This window comes from Alteribacter keqinensis, from assembly GCF_003710255.1.
Taxonomy (GTDB): Bacteria; Bacillota; Bacilli; order Bacillales; family Salisediminibacteriaceae; genus Alteribacter; species Alteribacter keqinensis.
On record NZ_RHIB01000001.1, the window covers coordinates 2,293,303 to 2,312,462 of the forward strand.

18 protein-coding genes and 1 riboswitch are annotated in these 19,160 nt (G+C 45.2%); of the genes, 8 read left to right on the forward strand and 10 right to left on the reverse strand.

Features of this window, described 5'->3' with window-relative positions; genetic code table 11:
• Positions 1-67 precede the first annotated feature (67 nt).
• Positions 68-182: riboswitch (SAM riboswitch) on the reverse strand.
• Positions 183-493: 311 nt separating this feature from the next.
• From pckA to EBO34_RS11100, 5 genes are all read left to right on the forward strand, one after another.
• Positions 494-2,080 carry a phosphoenolpyruvate carboxykinase (ATP) gene (gene pckA, locus EBO34_RS11085; protein ID WP_122898219.1) on the forward strand — a complete coding sequence of 529 codons (1,587 nt, stop codon included), beginning with the start codon at positions 494-496 and terminating at the stop codon, positions 2,078-2,080.
• Between the two features lie 113 nt (positions 2,081-2,193).
• A complete protein-coding gene (locus EBO34_RS20700) occupies positions 2,194-2,331 on the forward strand; it encodes a hypothetical protein (protein WP_183163818.1) in 138 nt (45 codons plus the stop codon).
• A gap of 151 nt (positions 2,332-2,482) precedes the next feature.
• The gene (locus EBO34_RS11090) at positions 2,483-3,472 is read left to right on the forward strand and encodes an ABC transporter substrate-binding protein (RefSeq protein ID WP_122898221.1); all 990 of its coding nucleotides are present in this window, start codon (positions 2,483-2,485) and stop codon (positions 3,470-3,472) included.
• A gap of 26 nt (positions 3,473-3,498) precedes the next feature.
• Positions 3,499-4,278 carry an ABC transporter ATP-binding protein gene (locus EBO34_RS11095; RefSeq protein ID WP_122898223.1) on the forward strand — a complete coding sequence of 260 codons (780 nt, stop codon included), beginning with the start codon at positions 3,499-3,501 and terminating at the stop codon, positions 4,276-4,278.
• Positions 4,256-5,053 (forward strand): ABC transporter permease, encoded by a 798-nt coding sequence (locus tag EBO34_RS11100; RefSeq protein WP_122898225.1) that lies wholly within the window; start codon positions 4,256-4,258, stop codon positions 5,051-5,053. Before EBO34_RS11095 ends, EBO34_RS11100 begins: the two co-directional genes overlap by 23 nt.
• Before the next feature lie 202 nt (positions 5,054-5,255).
• Here EBO34_RS11100 and ytkD read toward each other — a convergent pair whose 3' ends face one another.
• From ytkD to EBO34_RS11120, 4 genes are all read right to left on the reverse strand, one after another.
• Positions 5,256-5,750 carry an RNA deprotection pyrophosphohydrolase gene (gene ytkD, locus EBO34_RS11105; protein ID WP_122898227.1) on the reverse strand — a complete coding sequence of 165 codons (495 nt, stop codon included), beginning with the start codon at positions 5,748-5,750 and terminating at the stop codon, positions 5,256-5,258.
• A gap of 85 nt (positions 5,751-5,835) precedes the next feature.
• Positions 5,836-7,041, reverse strand: coding sequence for a bacillibactin exporter BcbE (gene bcbE / locus EBO34_RS11110; RefSeq protein WP_122898229.1), 1,206 nt, complete (start codon positions 7,039-7,041; stop codon positions 5,836-5,838).
• A gap of 103 nt (positions 7,042-7,144) precedes the next feature.
• Complete coding sequence (gene mobA / locus EBO34_RS11115; RefSeq protein ID WP_122898231.1) at positions 7,145-7,762, reverse strand: molybdenum cofactor guanylyltransferase; 618 nt, start codon at positions 7,760-7,762, stop codon at positions 7,145-7,147.
• Positions 7,763-8,527 carry a formate dehydrogenase accessory protein FdhE gene (locus tag EBO34_RS11120; RefSeq protein WP_183163819.1) on the reverse strand — a complete coding sequence of 255 codons (765 nt, stop codon included), beginning with the start codon at positions 8,525-8,527 and terminating at the stop codon, positions 7,763-7,765. It abuts the gene before it with no gap.
• 97 nt (positions 8,528-8,624) lie between these two features.
• Between EBO34_RS11120 and EBO34_RS11125 the strand changes: the two genes are divergently transcribed.
• Positions 8,625-9,500 carry a polysaccharide deacetylase family protein gene (locus tag EBO34_RS11125; protein WP_122898235.1) on the forward strand — a complete coding sequence of 292 codons (876 nt, stop codon included), beginning with the start codon at positions 8,625-8,627 and terminating at the stop codon, positions 9,498-9,500.
• Positions 9,501-9,520: 20 nt separating this feature from the next.
• Complete coding sequence (locus EBO34_RS11130) at positions 9,521-10,024, forward strand: hypothetical protein (RefSeq protein WP_122898237.1); 504 nt, start codon at positions 9,521-9,523, stop codon at positions 10,022-10,024.
• 254 nt (positions 10,025-10,278) lie between these two features.
• On the opposite strand, the gene EBO34_RS11135 is transcribed toward EBO34_RS11130, so the two are convergent.
• The 3 genes from EBO34_RS11135 to EBO34_RS11145 form a co-directional block, all read right to left on the reverse strand.
• Positions 10,279-11,613 (reverse strand): arsenic transporter, encoded by a 1,335-nt coding sequence (locus tag EBO34_RS11135; protein ID WP_122898239.1) that lies wholly within the window; start codon positions 11,611-11,613, stop codon positions 10,279-10,281.
• A 242-nt stretch (positions 11,614-11,855) separates the two neighbouring features.
• A complete protein-coding gene (locus EBO34_RS11140) occupies positions 11,856-12,146 on the reverse strand; it encodes a YuzF family protein (protein WP_122898241.1) in 291 nt (96 codons plus the stop codon).
• A gap of 165 nt (positions 12,147-12,311) precedes the next feature.
• Entirely contained in the window at positions 12,312-13,952 is a 1,641-nt protein-coding gene (locus EBO34_RS11145) for a methyl-accepting chemotaxis protein (RefSeq protein ID WP_183163820.1), read from the reverse strand.
• 618 nt (positions 13,953-14,570) lie between these two features.
• Between EBO34_RS11145 and EBO34_RS11150 the strand changes: the two genes are divergently transcribed.
• Positions 14,571-15,332: a hypothetical protein gene (locus EBO34_RS11150; RefSeq protein WP_122898246.1), complete on the forward strand. Its 762-nt coding sequence runs from the start codon at positions 14,571-14,573 to the stop codon at positions 15,330-15,332.
• A 143-nt stretch (positions 15,333-15,475) separates the two neighbouring features.
• On the opposite strand, the gene EBO34_RS11155 is transcribed toward EBO34_RS11150, so the two are convergent.
• The 3 genes from EBO34_RS11155 to acsA form a co-directional block, all read right to left on the reverse strand.
• Positions 15,476-16,039, reverse strand: a complete 564-nt coding sequence (locus EBO34_RS11155) for a GNAT family N-acetyltransferase (protein ID WP_122898248.1) — start codon at positions 16,037-16,039, stop codon at positions 15,476-15,478.
• 156 nt (positions 16,040-16,195) lie between these two features.
• Entirely contained in the window at positions 16,196-17,470 is a 1,275-nt protein-coding gene (locus EBO34_RS11160; protein WP_122898249.1) for a homoserine dehydrogenase, read from the reverse strand.
• On the reverse strand, positions 17,467-19,158 hold the full coding sequence (gene acsA / locus EBO34_RS11165) for an acetate--CoA ligase (protein ID WP_122898251.1): 1,692 nt from the start codon (positions 19,156-19,158) through the stop codon (positions 17,467-17,469). Before acsA ends, EBO34_RS11160 begins: the two co-directional genes overlap by 4 nt.
• Positions 19,159-19,160 lie beyond the last annotated feature (2 nt).

Sequence of the window (19,160 nt, forward strand, 5' to 3'; positions counted from 1 at the left end):
CTGACTCAAAGTCACTAAAAAAACCTTTTCCCGATCGAGGAAAAGGTTTGATCCATTCGCCTTTACCCTCTTATCTTCAAGACACAAGTCTTGCAGGTTAGCACCGTTCACCAGTATGTAGTCAGGTGGTGATGGTTGCTGGGCTTCTTCGGGCCTGTCCCTCCGCCAACTCGGGATAAGAGTATCCGTTCGTATGCCATAATAACCGATTTGCCTGACACTGTCAACAAAACTTCTTTACATACACATTGGAAATCAGCGGAATCTGCAGGCAACTCATTTCCCCGCCTACATACAATAGTAAGCCAAGATCAAATACTCTTTCCCTTCTTTATTATAAGCACATGAAACATGACCTTAATTTTAAAAAAACAGCACGTTTTCTTTATAAATAGTATAGACTATTAAAATCAATGTGTTATACTAATTACAACATAATGACTCATAATTACGTTTAAACATAACGTCTAATTAAGAAAGGTTTGGTGTGAAGATGAGTACACTTCAGTTTGAAACAGAATTAGAGCGCATCATTAAAGGACATCACGTTTATAAGGACCTCCCTGCTGCACGTTTAATGGAGAAAGCGCTTGAGCGTAATGAAGGATTAATTACGGCTACTGGTGCCTTCAGGGCAACCACTGGTAAATATACAGGCCGCTCGCCAAAAGATAAATTTATCGTAAGTGAACGTTCTGTACAGGACAAAGTGGACTGGGGTCCTGTAAACCAGCCTATTCAATCAGACGTTTTTGAAAGCCTTTACGTAAAAGTTCTTGACTACCTCGGACAGAAAGATGAACTTTTCGTCCGCGATGCCTACGCAGGTGCCGATAAACAGTACCGTCTGCCAATCCGTATTGTAAATGAATTTGCCTGGCATAACCTTTTCGCCAAGCAGCTGTTTATCCGCCCTGAAAAAAACGAACTGGAGAACTTCATTCCTGAGTTCACTATCGTTTCTGCTCCCGGATTTAAAGCCGATCCGGAGGTGGATGGGACAAATTCCGAAACGTTTATTATCGTCTCTTTTGAAAAACGAACCGTTCTTATCGGTGGTACGGAGTATGCAGGAGAGATGAAGAAATCCATCTTCTCCATTATGAACTACCTGCTGCCTGAAAAGGATATCTTCTCCATGCACTGCTCGGCAAACGTCGGACGCGAAGGCGATGTGGCTCTTTTCTTCGGACTTTCCGGAACGGGTAAAACAACACTCTCAGCAGACACGAATCGCAATTTGATCGGGGATGATGAGCACGGATGGTCTCCTAACGGGGTCTTTAACATCGAAGGCGGCTGCTATGCCAAGTGCGTGAATTTGAGCGAGGAAAAAGAACCGCAGATCTTTAATGCAATCCGTTTTGGTTCTGTTCTTGAAAACGTTGTGGTTGATGACGATTCAAGAGAACCGGACTACGATGATGTCTCATATACAGAAAACACACGGGCGGCATACCCTCTTGAAGCCATTCCAAATGCGATGGTTCCAAGCGTTGCGAGTCACCCGAATACGATTATTTTCCTGACCGCTGATGCCTTTGGCGTCCTGCCGCCGATCAGCAAGCTTACGAAGGAACAGGCAATGTATCATTTCCTGTCCGGTTATACGAGTAAGCTGGCTGGAACAGAACGGGGAATTACAGAGCCTACGGCAACGTTCTCTACCTGCTTCGGTGCACCATTTCTCCCACTGCCGGCGAACCGTTACGCCGAAATGCTCGGTGATCGGATTAACCAGCATGACGTAGAGGTTTACCTCGTTAACACCGGCTGGTCAGGGGGGCCTTATGGTATTGGAGAACGTATGAACCTGCCGTACACAAGGGCAATGGTTCAGGCTGCACTTCAGGGAGAACTGGCCAGTGTGGAAACAGAAACCGATCCTCACTTCGGTCTTCACATCCCTACTCACTGCCCGGGAGTTCCTGATGATGTCTTGATTCCACGCCGCACATGGATGGATAAAGACGCCTATGACCGCAAAGCACAGGAACTGGCAGCTAAATTTGAGTCCAACTTTACAAAGTTTGATGACGTGAGCGATGAGATCCGTAACGCAGGACCAAAGACAAAGTAATCTGATTAGAAACCGCCCGGGGGCATACCCAGGCGGTTTTTTTATTGGCGAACGTATTTTTTGGAAAACTTGTCCATACTATTTATTAATCACATCGAAAAGGAGCATTAACCGTGAAACCTGCAAAAGAACCAAAGTTTACAGGCCATGTACAGGAAGCGTTTAAAGGACTTTTTCTCGGACTGGCCATGATGCTCATCGTTTTTTTACTGCTTCATTTTGTCTTTGGTATTGAAGCCTTTCAAAAGTAATACACAGACCGCTTTCTCTTATGGAAAAGCGGTTTTTTTCTGCTTCTGTCAAAATGTTTACTCCACTTTCCCTCTCACTCACACCCGGGCACCTCCGTACATACACTATCCCATCAGCGAATACCCATTTTTATTTTAGGAGGACCAATAGATGAGTGTGTGGAAAAAAACGAGTTTGCTTTTATTATCCATGCTGCTTTTAGCTTCAATTGCGGCATGTTCGTGGGGGAAATCAGACAAAGTACGGGTAGCCGAAGTGACCCGGTCGATCTTTTACGCGCCGCAGTATGTCGCTATTTCCGAAGGCTTTTTTGAAGAAGAGGGTCTCGAGGTTGACTTAACCACAACGTGGGGCGGTGACCAGACGATGACAACCCTTCTCTCCGACGGAGCCGATATCGCCCTTGTAGGGGCAGAAACATCAATATATGTTTACGCCCAGGGCGCCAATGACCCAGCCATCAATTTTGCACAGCTGACCAAGACAGATGGTACCTTTTTAGTTTCACGTGAAAAAGTCGAGGACTTCACATGGGATGACCTTAAAGGATCCACGTTCCTCGGCCAGCGCCGGGGTGGAATGCCTCAGATGGTTGGAGAGTATGTGCTAAAAGACAACGGCATTAACCCGAGAACCGATTTAAACCTGATCCAGAACATTGACTTTGGTAACATTGCTTCCGCCTTTGCCAGCGGTACAGGTGATTATGTCCAGCTGTTTGAACCACAGGCTACACTGTTTGAACAGGAGGGGATCGGATATATCGTAGATTCTTTCGGTACCCAGTCTGGCGAGGTCCCATACACCGTTTTTATGGCTAAGGAAAGCTACCTTGAAAAGAACGATGATACAGTAGAAAGGTTTACACGGGCCATTGCAAAAGCACAGCAATGGGTTCATGAGCAGCCTGCGAGCGTTGTAGCTGAATCTATCCAGCCGTTCTTTGACGATACTTCCCTGGAGGTCATTGAAAGTGTTGTGGAGCGGTACCGAAGCCAAGGGTCCTATGCCCAGTCACCACTTTTAAAGGAAGAGGCGTGGTATCACCTTCAGGCAATTATGGATGAAGCAGGTGAACTGCCGGCTCAGGTAGAGTATGAAACATTAGTAAACACAGATTTTGCTGACCGTATAGAATAAGTACCGCTGTTGAAAGGGTGGTGAACGTGGCATTTCTGCAAATTCAAAACGTAGAAAAAACCTATTTTTCAAAAACGAGCGTGACTGAAGCTATTTCGGCTGTTAACCTCGATATTACGAAGGGCGAGTTCGTTTCCGTGATCGGTCCCAGCGGGTGCGGGAAAACGACCCTACTATCCATGATCTCCGGGCTGTTAAAGCCGACAGCCGGTACCATTAACCTTGACGGAAAACTCATTACAAAGCCAACTCCGGATACGGGCTATATGCTTCAGCAGGACTATTTATTTCCCTGGCTGTCAATAAAAAGCAACATAACCCTCGGGTTAAAGACGATGGGACTTCTTACGAAAGAGACCGAGTGTCACGCCCTTCATTTACTCCATGAAATGGGCCTTGGGGAGTTTAAAGATGATTTCCCTTCCCAGCTTTCAGGGGGGATGCGTCAGCGTGTTGCCCTTGTGCGTATGCTCGCTACCCAGCCTAAGCTGCTGTTACTCGATGAGCCGTTTTCCGCCCTCGATTACCAGACTAAATTAAAGCTTGAAAACCTTGTCCATACAACAATTAAAGAGCACGAGAAAACCGCCATTCTCGTTACTCATGATATCGGCGAAGCTATCGCCATGAGTGACAGAATTGTTATGCTGTCAAAACGCCCTGCAACGATCCACCGTATTTTTAAAGTGCCTGATGAAATGAAAGGTCTGGAGCCTTTTGAAGCGAGAAACACGGCGGGTTTCAACGACTTGTTTCAGGATATTTGGAAGGAGCTGGAGTCCTTTGAAAACGAAAGAACTTCATAGCGCCTACGTCCAGGGCCTGAAACGGGAAAAACGCTGGGTCCGTCTCACCCAGCTTTCCATCCTCATATTGTTTTTCGTATCCTGGGAGTTTCTCACGAGTCAACGCATTCTGGACCCCCTGCTTTTCAGCTCTCCGTCCAGAGTGTGGAATTTACTTTTAGTCCGCATTCAGGATGGCTCGATCTTTGTACATTCTTCTGTGACCTTGTTTGAAACCGTTCTTGGGTTTATCCTGGGGACGGCGATGGGAACTGCCATGGCTGCCACTCTCTGGTGGTCCCGCTTTATCTCAAAGGTAATGGACCCTTACCTTGTGGTGCTTAATTCCATGCCGAAGGTCGCTCTCGGGCCCATTTTAATTGTAGGTCTCGGCCCGGGATTCTCTTCCATCATTGCCATGGGAGCACTCATCTCGGTAATCATAACCACCCTTGTCGTTTACAATGCGTTTAAGGAAGTGGATGAAAATTACCTGAAAGTGATCCGTTCTTTTGGAGCTTCGAAAAGAAAATCATTCTTTTCTGTCATTCTCCCGGCCTGCTTTCCAACGATCATCTCCACCCTTAAAGTAAATGTAGGGCTTGCGTGGGTCGGGGTTATCGTAGGAGAGTTTCTCGTTTCAAAGCAAGGGCTCGGTTACATGATTATCTACGGATTCCAGGTGTTTAACTTTACGATGGTTATGCTCAGCCTGCTAATCATTGCCGTACTCGCAACAGGCATGTACCAGCTTGTAGAGTTGCTCGAACGTAAGCTGTTAAAGTACAGAGGTTAACTCTTTTGAGGGGGATCAAGGGACTGTTTTTCCTGATAAATGAGTGTTTTATCCCCAATAGAACACTTTTCCTGATAAATTTCGTTTTATCCTGAAAATCACTATAAATATCAAATAAACCTTCGCTCAAAACCAGAGTATTGACCCCCTTCATAAACAGAAAAATCCCCTGGAGCATCATGCCTGCAGGGGATTTTTCTGTTTATATCGCTGTAATGAAACGTTTTTTCACTTCATCCAAACTCAATGATAAGACATTGTCTTTCATAATAAAGCTGTATTCATGGTTGGAACGGACATTGTCGGGAAGGGTCTTTAAAAGCTTCGGGCCTTTTGTTTCATGATAATTGCTCCGGGTCACAAGGTCATCCACTACAGCATAATAAACATTTTTAATGACCGTTTCTTTTTTGCCTTTGACACGGTATTGCCCTACATAATGAATGTTCTTAACGATGCCCCCGGTCTCTTCAAATACTTCCCGCTTTGCTGCAGCCACAGCCTCTTCGCCTTCTTCGACTTTCCCTCCCGGAAACTCAAGTCCCCGCGACGGATGAATCGTTAACAGCCAGTTTCCGCGAAACCGGGATACAACCCAGACGTTTTTCGGTTGATGGGAAAAAGGATGGTCCTCTGTTGAAAACTCAACTTCATTATTATAATAATCTTTAAAGGTATGAATGTTGCCCACTATCATCACTCCCAGATGATTCGTCGGCACTGACTGTCTTACAATTTCCGACGTTTATCGTTATTGTATGAAATCACAGGGTCACTGTCTATTATTCTGCATAAGTTTTTTTATCAGGGCGAATCAGAATGATTGTCAGCACAGCGCCAATTAATGAAACTCCGGCGAGAACCGCAAAGAGTACAGGGTGTGATCCTTTCATGAGAATAGCGATCACAGGCGGGGCCAGGGCTATCCCTACAAACCGCATACTCGAATAGATTGATGAGATTGTTCCCCTCTCACTTTTAGCTATCCCTTCTGTTACAAGGGCATCCATACTCGGCAGAGCAACACCAATGCCAATTCCGCTGGCAAACATGGCACTTAAAAGAACGTAAATATCTTTACTGAAAACCACCCAGACATTACAAAGCGTGAGAAGGATCAGTCCTGCAAAGGTCGTCCATTTCATGACACTTTTCTCTTTTCCAATTAACTTCCCTGTTACATAGGATGACAAACACAGGGCTGCCAGAGGAATCGCAAGAACAATTCCTTTTTTAACCCCCTTAATAGCATGCTCTTGCTCAAGGATGGTGGATAAATAAAACAGAACTCCAAAGATCACAAACATGCAGATGCACCCAATCGCAAATATTGCATAAAGCCACGGTCCTTCATTGTGAAAAACCTTTTTTACTGAAGTAAGAAAATCTTTAAATAAAGGGGGTTTTTCCTTTGTTTGCGGCGTCTTTACAAGAAATGTCATCAGGGCGACTGACACAAGACAAAAGACGGGAAAAGCTAAGAAAGGCAAGTACCATATTACCGTTGCCAGAGCTGCACCAAGAATCGGACTAAGCACTTTTCCGAACGTATTGGATGTTTCAATCACTCCCAGGCCGTTGCTTACATCCTGCTCTTTCTTAAATATGTCACCAATGAGCGGCATGACGATCGGAGCTGCACCGGCAGCTCCTACACCTTGCAAAAAACGACCGATAAGGATCACGGCATACGGATCAGGCAGCTGCCAGGCAGCCCATCCTGAAACCGCTCCTCCCACAGCTGCAATCAGCAGGCTTGGAATAATAATTCGTTTTCGGCCATACTGATCAGATAAAAATCCCGCTATAGGAATCAGAATAATTGCCACTACAGAGTACACCGTAATAATCATACTTACCTGAAAAGCCGAGACGTTCATTTCTTTTTCCATCGTAGGCAGAACAGGAATGAGCATCGAATTTCCCAGGGTCATTACTAATGGGATCGATGCTATTGATATTAAGTCCCACGTCTTTTTCTCCTCCATTACCAAAGCCCTCCTGCTCATGCACATCTTGTTTTAGTATGCAAAGACAAGAAGCTTTTTATGAAAGGAGAGTTTATTGGTAAAAACACACAAAAAAGCTGACTCAGAAATCGCCGTCAGCCAGTATTTTGCAAATATAATCGTATTCTTCAGGGTGATTCATGTTATAAAAACTCCGCTCCCACCCCGATAAACCATATTCCCTACCCTGTTCTTCTGTTACTTTTGCTACCTGAAGCCGTGAAAAGACTTGCTGTAACTTGAGTTCATTTTCTTTAAGAGCTTCACTGATTACAGACAGGCTTCTTTTATTGTACACAGCACATAAAGGCTGATCTTTTCCTGCTGATGCAGGGAGAATGACATCTGCCTCCGGGTGTTTGGCTGCCTCTGCCACTAACACTTTTATAACAGCCTGGTCGATCAAAGGCATATCGCATGCCGCTACGAGGTTCCACTTATTCTTGCTTGCACTAAGTCCTGCATGTATCCCGGCAAGAGGACCTTTCCCGGGAAATATGTCGTTCGTTATCGGAACTTGCAGGAAATGATAAAGGGCGGACTCATCAGATACAACCATTACTTCCTCGCATAAAGGCGCCATTATATTCCTGATCCGTTCAATCGTTTTCTTCCCGCCAACATTCAACAGTGCTTTATTCCTTCCCATTCTGGATGACTCCCCGCCTGCGAGAATGATGCCCGTTACATTATCATTCATTTACACTTCACCGTATCCTTCCTCCTGAGCGATATAATCGAGATGCAGGGTGAGAAGATCCAGCATGGCCGCATTATTTTCAGTAACATCAATAACTACCTTCACATAATTTTTGCAGCTGTCGCACACTTCCAGCTCCGAGTGCTTCTCTTCCTGCACGGTTACCCGGTAGACAGCACTCGATTCTACCTCGCCACAGTGGGCGCAAGCCTTCCTTTTTACCTTCCATAAAGCCTCACAGCGGGGACAAAGAAACATATCGCCTTTTTTCAACCGGACTGGTTCAGCACAGCACGGACAGGCTCCTCCTACATTCATTTCATCTGTAAACGATTGGGATCGTTCGGCAATGAGCTGCAAAAACGGGCGCAGCGCCTGTTCAGCAATGTAATGAGGAAACCACGCTGAAATCCGGTGTTCTTCCGCAAACGTTTGAAAGTAGTTTGTATTGTATCGAAGGGCTTCTTTCAACCACCTTAACACTGTCTCATCACCGAGCAGTTTTTTACAGCGATCAAGGTCATCTGCAAGCTCGGCTGAGTATGTCTTTACTGCTTCGATGGTACTTTCCAGAGAAAAGGCGTACGCAGGGATTGTCATTGGTGTTTCCTCTAACTGAGGGATAATTGGAAATTCCTTATCAATACTCTCTGCTTTCACCTCTGACCGCCACTCTTTTGTTAGAATCGCTTTTTGTCTCTTCTGAACATCTGTGAGCAGTTGCTGAAGTTCTGTATATTCTTTTGATACAACTGATGGGTCCACTATTTTCACTCCCTTTTAATACAATTTCCCGGTTTTCTTTTATCGAATCAGGACTTCTGTTACACTATGAAGAGCTACAGAAACAGGGGGTCTGGTCATGAAAAAGGGGATTGTTGCTGCTTCTTTTCTGCTCGTCGGTTTGACCGTCGTCATTTATTTTTTTAATGAATATGAACGCCATTTTGTGATCCACGATCACAAACAACGAAGCTTCACTCCTCTTTTTTACAGCTCCCCGGAAACAGAGAATGTTGACCGTGTTGAAGAAGTCAGAGATTACTACCGCAATGCAAGCCTTTCTTCCCCCCTTGAATGGGGAGAGAATGTAAGTGGTGTGAAAAACCGCCTGGATACAGATGAAGACGTGATTGCCCTCACCTTTGATGCATGTGGAGGTCCTTTCGGAAGCTCGTATGATCACTCCCTCATTACTTTCCTGCGCGAACATGAAATTCCTGCTACTCTTTTCATTAATCTTCGTTGGCTTGATGAAAATGAAGAGATATTTCTCGAGTTAGCTGAAGATCCGTTATTTCGCATCGAAAATCACGGAAGCGAACACCTCCCTCTTTCAGTGAACGGCAATGGTGCATGGGGAATTAATGGCACGGCGTCTCCTGAGGAAGTCATTGATGAGGTCATGTTAAACCAGGAGCGAATCCTGGAAATGACAGGCCAGGCTCCGCGATACTTCAGGTCGGGAACCGCACACTATGACGAAAAAGCTGTAGAGATTGTTGAAAATCTGGGGCTGACGGTTGTTAACTACGATGTTTTAGGAGATGCGGGAGCTACTTTTTCTGCTTCTGGGGTAGAGGAAGCTCTTCTATCGAGCAGAGCAGGTTCCATTCCTCTCTTACATATGAACCAGCCCTCTTCAGGAACTGCCGAAGGAGTAAAGCAGGCAGTTCCCCAGTTACAGGAAGCAGGCTTTACATTCGTCCATCTTGATCAATACGAACTATCAGAATAGTTGTTGGAGGATCCTTAGTCATGAATAAAACAAAAGGTACGATTTTTTACAGTGCCGTCGCTCTTTTCAGCCTTCTTTTTATTGCTGTTGCCGTATGGATAAATCAATCGTATTTCGCAGGGGTTGTAAACCAGCCGATTATTATTACAATGGGGCTTTGTATCCTCGGGCTTTCGGGGTTTGAACTTTATAAAAAAACCTTTGAACAGCGGCACGCCGTGTCTACCGCTGTCCTTTGTGCCACGTCGATCGTCTTTTTGGTTGTCATTTTCCCAGGCAACAGCTATACAGCTTCCGAAGAGCAGCTCGTTGAGCGCCTTTCGAAAGAACATGGTGAAGAAGCAAGACCACTGGAGGTGTTCACAAGTTCGTTCACCGGAAATGAGCGTCCGAGCGTTTTTGTGACCCGTTATTATGTGCACAGTGTGGAAGCAGGGGAAGAAGAATTGTTTTACTTTGTAAATCCCGCTTCAGGTGAAGCCATTGAACTTGAAACTGCCGACGAAGGCCCGAACGGGGAGTAAGGTGTCATTTTATGCGTGCTGATGCACCAGGCAGCCGCTATTCTCGATTTGCACGCAGGAATTCCGTCTGTAATGAAAAAACCGAACCCCTTTTTGGCGGTTCGGTTTTTTTATGGAGAACTATTAAAGATTTAAGAAAAACTTTCGGCTGTTTATGCAGAGTCCTCAGCCATATATGAAGAATTCACGGCCATTTATGGAGAATTTTGAAGTGTTTAAAGAGAAGACGACATAATTCGACGAATCTGTCCAGACTACCCGCCGATGACGAGCATCCATAAATACAACCCGACAAGGGTAATAAACAGGGTCGGTACAGTGAGAATAACCCCTACTTTAAAGTAATATCCCCACGAAATCTTTACACCTTTTAGTGACAATACATGAAGCCAGAGTAGTGTAGCCAAAGACCCGATCGGTGTGATTTTCGGCCCCAGGTCAGACCCGATAATGTTTGCATAGATCAGTGCATCACGCATCGGCCCCGTTACGCTCGCATCCTGGATGGCCAGAGCGTTAATCATGACAGTCGGCATATTGTTCATAACCGAAGACAGAATCGCAGCAATAAAGCCCATGGAAATGGTTGCAACGAACATACCGTTATCCGCAGCCCCCTCCAGAACACCTGCCAGCACTTCTGTAAGTCCTACATTCCGCAGTCCGTACACTACAACGTACATTCCGATGGAGAAGACCACAATGGCCCAAGGTGCACCTTTCATTACCGTGCCCGTATTTACAGCAGGACTTCTGCGCGCCATGATAAGGAAGAAAATAGCAATAATTCCTGCTACAAAGGAAACAGGAAACGTCATCTCATCACCTGAAAACGGTCCGCTGATATAGATGAACTCACTCACAAAGTATCCCACAAGAAGCAGACCGAGAACGTACCAGGATAGACGGAACATTTTCGGATCCTTGATCGCCTCTTTCGGCTCTTTCAGCATGGACATTTCATAATGTTTCGGAATGTTTTTCCTGAAGTACAAATACAAAACCAATATACTTGCACCGAGAGCAAAGAAGTTCGGCACGATCATATACATGGCATATTCCACAAAACCAATTCCGAAGAAGTCCGCAGAAACGATATTAACAAGGTTACTAACGATTAAAGGGAGTGAGGTCGTATCTGCAATAAACCCGCTTGCCATAATAAACGGCAAAATCATTGCCTCTTTAAATTTTAGTGCCCGCACCATCGCGAGGACGATGGGAGTAAGTATAAGTGCCGCACCGTCATTGGCGAAGAAGGCGGCTACCACTGCTCCAAGTAAAGAAACATAAACAAACATTTTCACACCGTTGCCGTCAGCTACTCTGGCCATATGCAGAGCTGACCATTCAAAGAAGCCAATCTCATCCAGAATTAATGAGATAATAATAATAGCGATAAATGTAAGCGTGGCGTTCCAGACGATTCCGGTTACTTCTACTACATCCGTCAGGCTTACCACGCCTGCGATCAGAGCCAGAACTGCCCCGATGGACGCTGACCAGCCGATTGACAGCCCTTTTGGCTGCCAGATTACAAGGGTTAATGTAAGGATAAAAATAAGACTTGCTATCATAACCTCAGACATGAAGGATCCTCCTAATATATAAGTGTTTGCCTATATAATAAAATAACAATATACAGCCTGTTTTTGCAACCCTTAATTTATATACAGTTAAATTCCGGACCCTCGAAACCTTACTATTCCGATTCAACGTAACCATAGGCTTCCTTAATCCATCACTACAATTCCATAGAAACAGCACATCTATCCACAATAAAAAGATGCCTGAACAGGGAACCCCCGCTCAAGCACCTTCACATCTTTTTCTACTCTTTATTTTGCACTAATATCCAGACGATCTCCTGAATGCGGATAAAAAATGTTCCGCCTTCCTGCTCAACGACTACATGATCAGGTTTCGCGTCAATCAGCCTCCCCCGGACACTTCCCTGTGTTGTCTGAAAGACAAGCTTGCTTCCAATCACAGATTGCGCTGTTTCAAAAACAAATGGATCATAATTGACTACGTACTCAACTTCTCCTTCTTCCTGCCGGACATCTTCCTGCTCATATCCTTGCCCGTAGTGGTTATAATACCCTTGGTGCTGGTCATACATCCAAGCGTCCCTCCTTTATCATTCACCACTCACAGTGTATGCCCATAAGCGAAAAACGTGCTTTTACACTTTTCTGAAAGAGGTTGACCCAAAAGGTCGTTTTTTACCTTTAAGATCAAAAAAGACTGGGCAAAGGAACAAATTCCTTTCCTCAGTCTCTTTTCGTCAGTTTACTTTTCTCTTTATTTCCAATTTACTAAGTTCATCTCCTGGAATTCCTTCATCACCTTGGTGAAAAACATCGTCAGCCAATTCTGACTGTTCTTCAGTTCCATTCCTGAAGCGCTGAAGAAGATTCTGCATTTCACCGGCAACAGTTGACAGCTGCTCGGAGGAAGCAGTGATCTCTTCCATGGTTGCTGTCTGTTCCTCTGCGGCAGATGCTACGTTTTGTGAATAGCCCGCCGATTCTTTTGAAATACTGGCAGATTCCTGAGCCGCAAGAAGCATTTGTTCTGTCCCTTCCGAAACCCGCTCTACTGCTTTGTTCATGGAATGCATTTTGGCTGAGACATCTTCAATTGCCCGGTCCAGCTCGGCAAAAACCTCTCCCGCTTGTTTAACCGAAGTCTGTCCCCCAGCAACAGCCTCATATCCTTCTGTCATGGAAACTGCAGACGCTTGGATGTCCGACTGAATATCTGTTATGAGAGACTGAATTGCACTGGAGGAACTTGTTGTCTGCTCTGCCAGCTTTCTGACTTCATCTGCAACAACAGCAAATCCTCTTCCATGCTCTCCGGCTCTTGCCGCCTCAATCGCTGCATTTAAAGCGAGGAGGTTTGTCTGCTCTGCCACACCTGAGATCATATCTACAATCGAACCGATTTTCGCAGACTTGGTAGCCAACTGCTGAATGGATACACTCGTACGGTCAGTGATATCCTGAATGCGAATCATCGCTTCAATACTTTCATCTATGACAGCTTTACCACTCTCTGCTTTTTTTCTGGAATCAAGAGAGGCTTCATTTACTTCTTCCACATTATCTGTAATTTCCTCTATACTCATCGTAACTTCAGATACGATCTGCTCGTTTTTATCACTTACTTCCGCCTGTGACTCAGCCCCGGCAGCCACTTCCTGTATAGATTCGGTAATCTGTTCTGCCGCCCGGCTCGTTTCCGCTGCACTGGCAGAGAGTTGTTCCGAGGAGGATGCCACATGATCACTCATACTGCCCACCTCGCCGATAAAGCTCTTCAGCTTCTCAATCATCATGTTGATAGCTACACTCAATTGACCGAGCTCATCTTTCGACTTTACTTCGAGCGGCTCAATCTCTACATTCCCGTTCGAAATACTTTCAGCAGCAGCGACTACTCTGTTCAAGGTTCTAGTAATTGCCTGACTAGTGAGAGTGAACAGAATCAAGCCGACCACAAGGGCGACACCAGTTGATATTGCAAAAATGAGACGAGTTTCACTCAATGATGAGTAAACCTGATCTGACGCCTCATTTGCATCTGCAAAAATAACCTCAGTAAATATAAGAAGGTTTTGTACAATTTCTTCTCTCAAATCTGTCAGCTGAATGGCATCCCGGTTTGATCCGCCGACAGCTGACCCGAGGATTCTTTCTGCGACTTCCTCAAATTCACTGTACTGTACTAAAAATTCCTGAAACATCGCTTCATGCTCAGGGTTATTAAACGATCCATCCAGTGTTTCCACATGGGAACGCAGCAACTCCGTCTGGCGCTCATAATAGGCTTCATTCAGCGATCCTGTTCTGATGCTGTCCGATAGTGCAATGTATTGTGAACGGACAACCGACCCCAGATCTGTTAACACCAGTGATTGCATGTTTGCTTCTTCCGAATACTCCGTTTGGGTCTCAATGTTATACAGAAGTGAAAAGCTGTATGCGAACACAACTGTAAATAAACACATTATAAATGTAAAAACACCCAGTATTTTATGCTTTAATTTCAATTTCCCCCAAAACGCCATGCTGCTACCCCCATCTGGTATGCTCTTACCTTTTTCACAAGGCTCTGTTAAACTCGGATGTTAATTTCCACTCTGCTTTAATCAACTTCTTAAAAACCAACAATGATCTTTGACACAGCCTTTAACAAAGATAAGACATTATTCGACTTACATAATACCAAAGAAGCGTGTCTAAGGGCATGGTTTTTTCCTATATTTGAGAACTTCGTATTTTTACCCAGAAAAACGCTTAAAAAGCCCTACCTGCTTCGAATACTTTAACGTCAGGTTCTTAATTACCCAGGACTGGCCTATGTTTCTTCGGTGGGTACGGGATAGTCGCCCCTGCCATTATTAAATGCTATGATACATATACTTCCGAAAATCAATAATTCCACTATTTTACTCAGTGCTGAATTCACTTATAATAGAGATTAGTCTGTTTTAAGGATAATATTTGAAATACATACGTTTTCGTCTCGAGGTGACATCATGTCAACAAAGAAGAAAGTTTACTTTTTAATAGGTGCATGCCTGCTCCTTGCTCTCACAATTTTATTATCTTACTTTTATTCTCAGGATGACTTTGCCCAGCCTATGCCTGCCGATCTTTCAAACCCTCCGGGGGAAGAGGGAGATATGGACCAGGCTGAAACAGCAGTAGAAACAGAAGACTCAGACGACCTGAGTGAAGAGGATTCAGACGTCCCTGGAGAATGGACGGAAGAGGAAGATGGCGACAATGAAGAAATTTCAGAAGCCATTCAAAGCGCACTCAGTGAAACTGGATTTTATAATACAAATCCGGATTCACGAAATGAAAACAGCTATTATTATCACTTCCTTCTAAATCAAGATGTACGCCATAACCTTGAAGATTCCGGTACTTCCTCTGATGAGAGAGAAGAAGACGCGCGGTATCAGGCGCGGGAGCTTATGGTGTGGAAAGACATCGCTGCCGAGGAATATGACTGGGAATATAACGAGAATCAATTCATCTCTTTTGTGAATAGCGAAGACCTTATCCAGAATGACTCTCAATTAAACAGACAGATATTGAGGGAACTTAGAGAAGAAGATGAAGATCTCTTTATCCGTCATGCTGAGACAAAATATCTGCGTTCCTTTATCTGGAGTGGCATTCAGGACTCTCTGCAAGAAGAAGAACCCCAGGAAGATGGGGAAGACGATGAGGCATATGAAAACCGTTTGTACCGCCAGCTGTCCTCAAAGATAATGGACCGCCTGGAATAAATATATAACGCGGCTTCGGGATCGATTAACGTTAATTGTTTTCTCTGTTAAACGAGATCACAGGAGCATCCCTCTCGTCACGGACTGATTAAAGCTGTAAAGGGTGTCACCAAGGTATTTCTGCCTTGGTGACACCCTTTTTTTTAACGCAGACAAAACAGTTTTTTACGAATGTCAGCCCATTCCTCTCTCAGTACGCCCATACGGATTGAATCATAATATTTTCCGTTATAGTATCGTACTTTCCGTAAACGACCTTCAAGCTTCATCCCTATTTTTTCCCCAACCCTTATGATTCGGGGATTTCCGGACCAGGTTGTAAACCCGACTCTGGGCAGGGAGATCGTGGAGAATAAGTGTTCAATCCAAAGAGCCAGGGCTTCTGTTCCCAAGCCGCGGTTCCAATATTTCGGGTTGTAGACAGCAATGCCTGTTTCAAGCCACTTCGATGGTTTGTGCTCCCAGTAGTACATCACATCGCCGATCGGTTCTCCAGCTGAATCGATAACGAGGCGGTTGTTTTCCATTCCAACCCTTTGCAGTTGCTGTCGCTCAAACGAGTGGTAGTCAGGCCTCTCAAATGGGAAATACGGAGCATCCCACTTTTTCCACTCAGGATCCTTCACTCCATACATCATTTCCCATAAGGGGAGAATATCCGTTGCTCTTACAGAACGCAACGTCACTTGTTCCCCTTTTATTTTCATAAAAATACGCTCCTTAAAGGAAGTGCCCGGTCTGTCTCCCCTATAATACCTTCACTTGCACAGTTCGACAGAAACCATTCACATCCTTCGTGATGTTCATATTTTAAAAAGAAGCCGGCCCGGAAGGTAAGAGACCACCTGCCGGGACAGCTTCTATTAAAAGGAAACAGCATTCTGTTTTCCATCATGTTGAAAATTCTGCCTGATTTCACTCTCATTGCCAAGAACAGGATACACAGAGAATGACTCACTGACCGAGTCATGAAGATCTGACAGGGACTGATCATCGGTTTTAACAGCAGCACCTATATGTTTACCTGAAGGATGATGAAGAATGGCGATCACAGGAATACCCCTTACACGAAGGTGACGTAAAATTCCTTCACTTCCAGTAATGAAGGAATACTCTCCTGCCGGTTCTGATTCATCATCAAGACTTCCAATTATCCGGTCTTGAATCCCTCTTTCATTTTTTCCTTGAAGAACATTGACAACATCTTCGATTACGGCACTCGCGGTGGGATATTGTCCTGCGCCCGGGCCTTGGAGTAAAAGGTCCCCTGACAGGCTTCCTTTGATATGAACTCCGTTGTCTACACCGTTTACGGAATATAAATGATGATCGCTGAATATAAAACATGGTCTTACCGATGCTTGTATCCCAAATCCGGAGCGTTTCAGTGAGGCAACGTGTTTTATTTTACCGGTCGCTTTTTCTGCCAGCAGCAAATCTTCTACCGTAACACTCCGTATACCAGCAGGTGCTCCCTCTTCCCACTCAGGAGCTGCTCCGTAAATCCAGTGACTCAGAATGGATGCTTTGTAATAGGCGTCCCACCCGTCTACATCCTTATCCGGAACAGCTTCGGCATACCCTTTTTCCTGAGCTTCCTGAAGAGCAGCATCAAAGCTCGTTCCTTCATTTTGCATTTTAGTCAGAACATAATTGGATGTGCCGTTTAATATGCCGTTGATTTGTTCGATATTGTTTGTTTTTAATGTATGGCGAAGGGTATTCAAAAGGGGGATCCCGCCGGCAACTGCCGCTTCAAACAAAAGGTCTGAATCGTTTGCTTCAGCAAGTTTGAAAAGTTCCTCTCCTTTTTTCGCGATAAGCTCTTTATTGGCGGTAACTACAGGAATCCCTTTCTTTAAAAAATGAGTTACGTAAGGGTAACCGGTTTCGGCATCGGGGGTCGCTTCAACAACAAGATCTACAGCCCCGGCAGAAATTTCTTCCAGCGACGTGGCAACCCGTGTATGATCTTCTAATTCACGGGATTTACCCCGCTCTTTGACAAGAATAGCCGGCACCTTCACTTCTCTTCCCAGAATGGCTGACAGTTTTTCTCTCTTTGATTGGATAGTACGGTATACACCTTCCCCAACCGTACCAAAACCAATAATCAGCAGTTGATATTCCTTACTCACCTCTTCAACGCCTCCTCTTTCTCCAGTTCCCGTGCTTTCAGTTCCCGTCTCAGTATCTTCCCGCTGATCTTAGTTTTAGGAAGTTCTTGGACCACTTCAATTTCACGGGGGGCTGCATGTGCCGACAGTTCTCTTCTTACAAAGTAGCGAATGCTATTGATCAGGGATTCCTCTGCTTTAAAACCGTTCCGCAGGGTCACGAACGCTTTGATAATTTCCCCACGTACCGGATCGGGTTTTCCGATTACCCCTGCCTCCGCTACTGCCGGATGTTCAATCAGTTTGCTTTCCACTTCAAACGGACCGACCCGTTCGCCGGCTGTATTAATAAGGTCATCATTTCTGCCGCTGAAAAATACATACCCTTCTTCATCCTGATAGGCCGTATCACCGGACTTGTACCAGCCGTCTTCTGTAAAATAGGAATGATATTTATCTTTGTTCTTCCATATTTCTTTCATCAATCCCGGCCATGGTGCTTTGATGGCCAGTTCTCCTACTTCTCCCGCCGGCAGGAGCTCACCTTTTTCATTCAAAATCCCTGCTTTGACGCCTGGAAACGGTCTCCCCATAGAACCCGGCTTAATTACTGCCGACGGGAAATTCACAATGAGGTGTCCGCCGGTTTCCGTCATCCACCACGTATCGTGTATACGGACATTCAAATGGGTATGAGCCCAGTGAATCACTTCGGGGTTTAAAGGCTCTCCCACACTCAGAAGATGACGAAGAGAAGACAGGTCGTAGTCTGCATGAAGTCCTCCCTCACTCATCAGGAGACGGAACGCCGTCGGAGCACTGTACCAGACAGTAACCTTGAATTTTTCAATAAGTTCATACCATTGTGAGGCATCATAGCGCCCTCCGTGGATGACAACAGTGGCCCGGTTGAGCCACGGGGCAAATACACCGTACACACTTCCTGTGACCCACCCCGGATGGGAGGTACACCAGTAAACGTCGTCCTCTTTAAGATCAAGCACCCATTTTCCCGATATGAGCTGATGGGAAATCGCTCTTTGGGCGTGCAGGACTCCTTTGGGTTTCCCTGTTGACCCGGAAGTATAATGAATGAGCATACCATCGTCTTCATCAAGCCAGACGACCGGTTCGGATATCAGGGACAGACCGGCGGCTTTATTCTCCAATTCCGCTACTGTCCATTGTTTCTTTAAGTGAGGCAGCTCCTTTGACGGTACCCGCTTTCCCAGTTCTTCATCTGTAATGAGAAACTCCGCCTCACAATCGTTCATTCTTTCCCTGACGGCATCTTCCATAAATGCTTCGAATAGAGGCCCGGCAATCGCACCGGCTTTTATCGCTGCCAGAATAGTAAAATAGCAGTCCGGTGATTTTGGCAAAAAGATAAATACACGGCTTCCTTTTTTAACTCCCTCATCTATTAAGACTCTTGCATAACGGTCGGTAATCTCTTTCACCTGTGAAAATGTATAATATTCTTCTCTTTTTCCATCTGTAAATAATAGTGCTGTTTTGCCGCCAAATCCTTCATCAACATGTCTGTCAATACATTCATAAGCTGCATTCCACTGTCCTGTCGGGGCTACAGAAAGATGCTGAAGAGCTTCGGACCAAGAAAAGTGCCGGGCGACTTCTTCATATTCCTGCAGGTTATACTTCTGCCCAGGCTCGGGGGGCAGGACGGTTTGATTTGTTGTATCGCTCATTC

What these genes read in the sequence shown, in the direction of transcription:
- pckA (WP_122898219.1), top strand. Translation starts at nt 494, where the DNA reads ATGAGTACACTTCAGTTTGAAACAGAATTAGAGCGCATCATTAAAGGA.
- EBO34_RS11090 (WP_122898221.1), top strand. Translation starts at nt 2,483, where the DNA reads ATGAGTGTGTGGAAAAAAACGAGTTTGCTTTTATTATCCATGCTGCTT.
- ytkD (WP_122898227.1), bottom strand. Translation starts at nt 5,750, where the DNA reads ATGATAGTGGGCAACATTCATACCTTTAAAGATTATTATAATAATGAA.
- bcbE (WP_122898229.1), bottom strand. Translation starts at nt 7,041, where the DNA reads ATGGAGGAGAAAAAGACGTGGGACTTAATATCAATAGCATCGATCCCA.
- mobA (WP_122898231.1), bottom strand. Translation starts at nt 7,762, where the DNA reads ATGAATGATAATGTAACGGGCATCATTCTCGCAGGCGGGGAGTCATCC.
- EBO34_RS11125 (WP_122898235.1), top strand. Translation starts at nt 8,625, where the DNA reads ATGAAAAAGGGGATTGTTGCTGCTTCTTTTCTGCTCGTCGGTTTGACC.
- EBO34_RS11130 (WP_122898237.1), top strand. Translation starts at nt 9,521, where the DNA reads ATGAATAAAACAAAAGGTACGATTTTTTACAGTGCCGTCGCTCTTTTC.
- EBO34_RS11135 (WP_122898239.1), bottom strand. Translation starts at nt 11,613, where the DNA reads ATGTCTGAGGTTATGATAGCAAGTCTTATTTTTATCCTTACATTAACC.
- EBO34_RS11140 (WP_122898241.1), bottom strand. Translation starts at nt 12,146, where the DNA reads ATGTATGACCAGCACCAAGGGTATTATAACCACTACGGGCAAGGATAT.
- EBO34_RS11145 (WP_183163820.1), bottom strand. Translation starts at nt 13,952, where the DNA reads ATGCAATCACTGGTGTTAACAGATCTGGGGTCGGTTGTCCGTTCACAA.
- EBO34_RS11150 (WP_122898246.1), top strand. Translation starts at nt 14,571, where the DNA reads ATGTCAACAAAGAAGAAAGTTTACTTTTTAATAGGTGCATGCCTGCTC.
- EBO34_RS11155 (WP_122898248.1), bottom strand. Translation starts at nt 16,039, where the DNA reads ATGAAAATAAAAGGGGAACAAGTGACGTTGCGTTCTGTAAGAGCAACG.
- acsA (WP_122898251.1), bottom strand. Translation starts at nt 19,158, where the DNA reads ATGAGCGATACAACAAATCAAACCGTCCTGCCCCCCGAGCCTGGGCAG.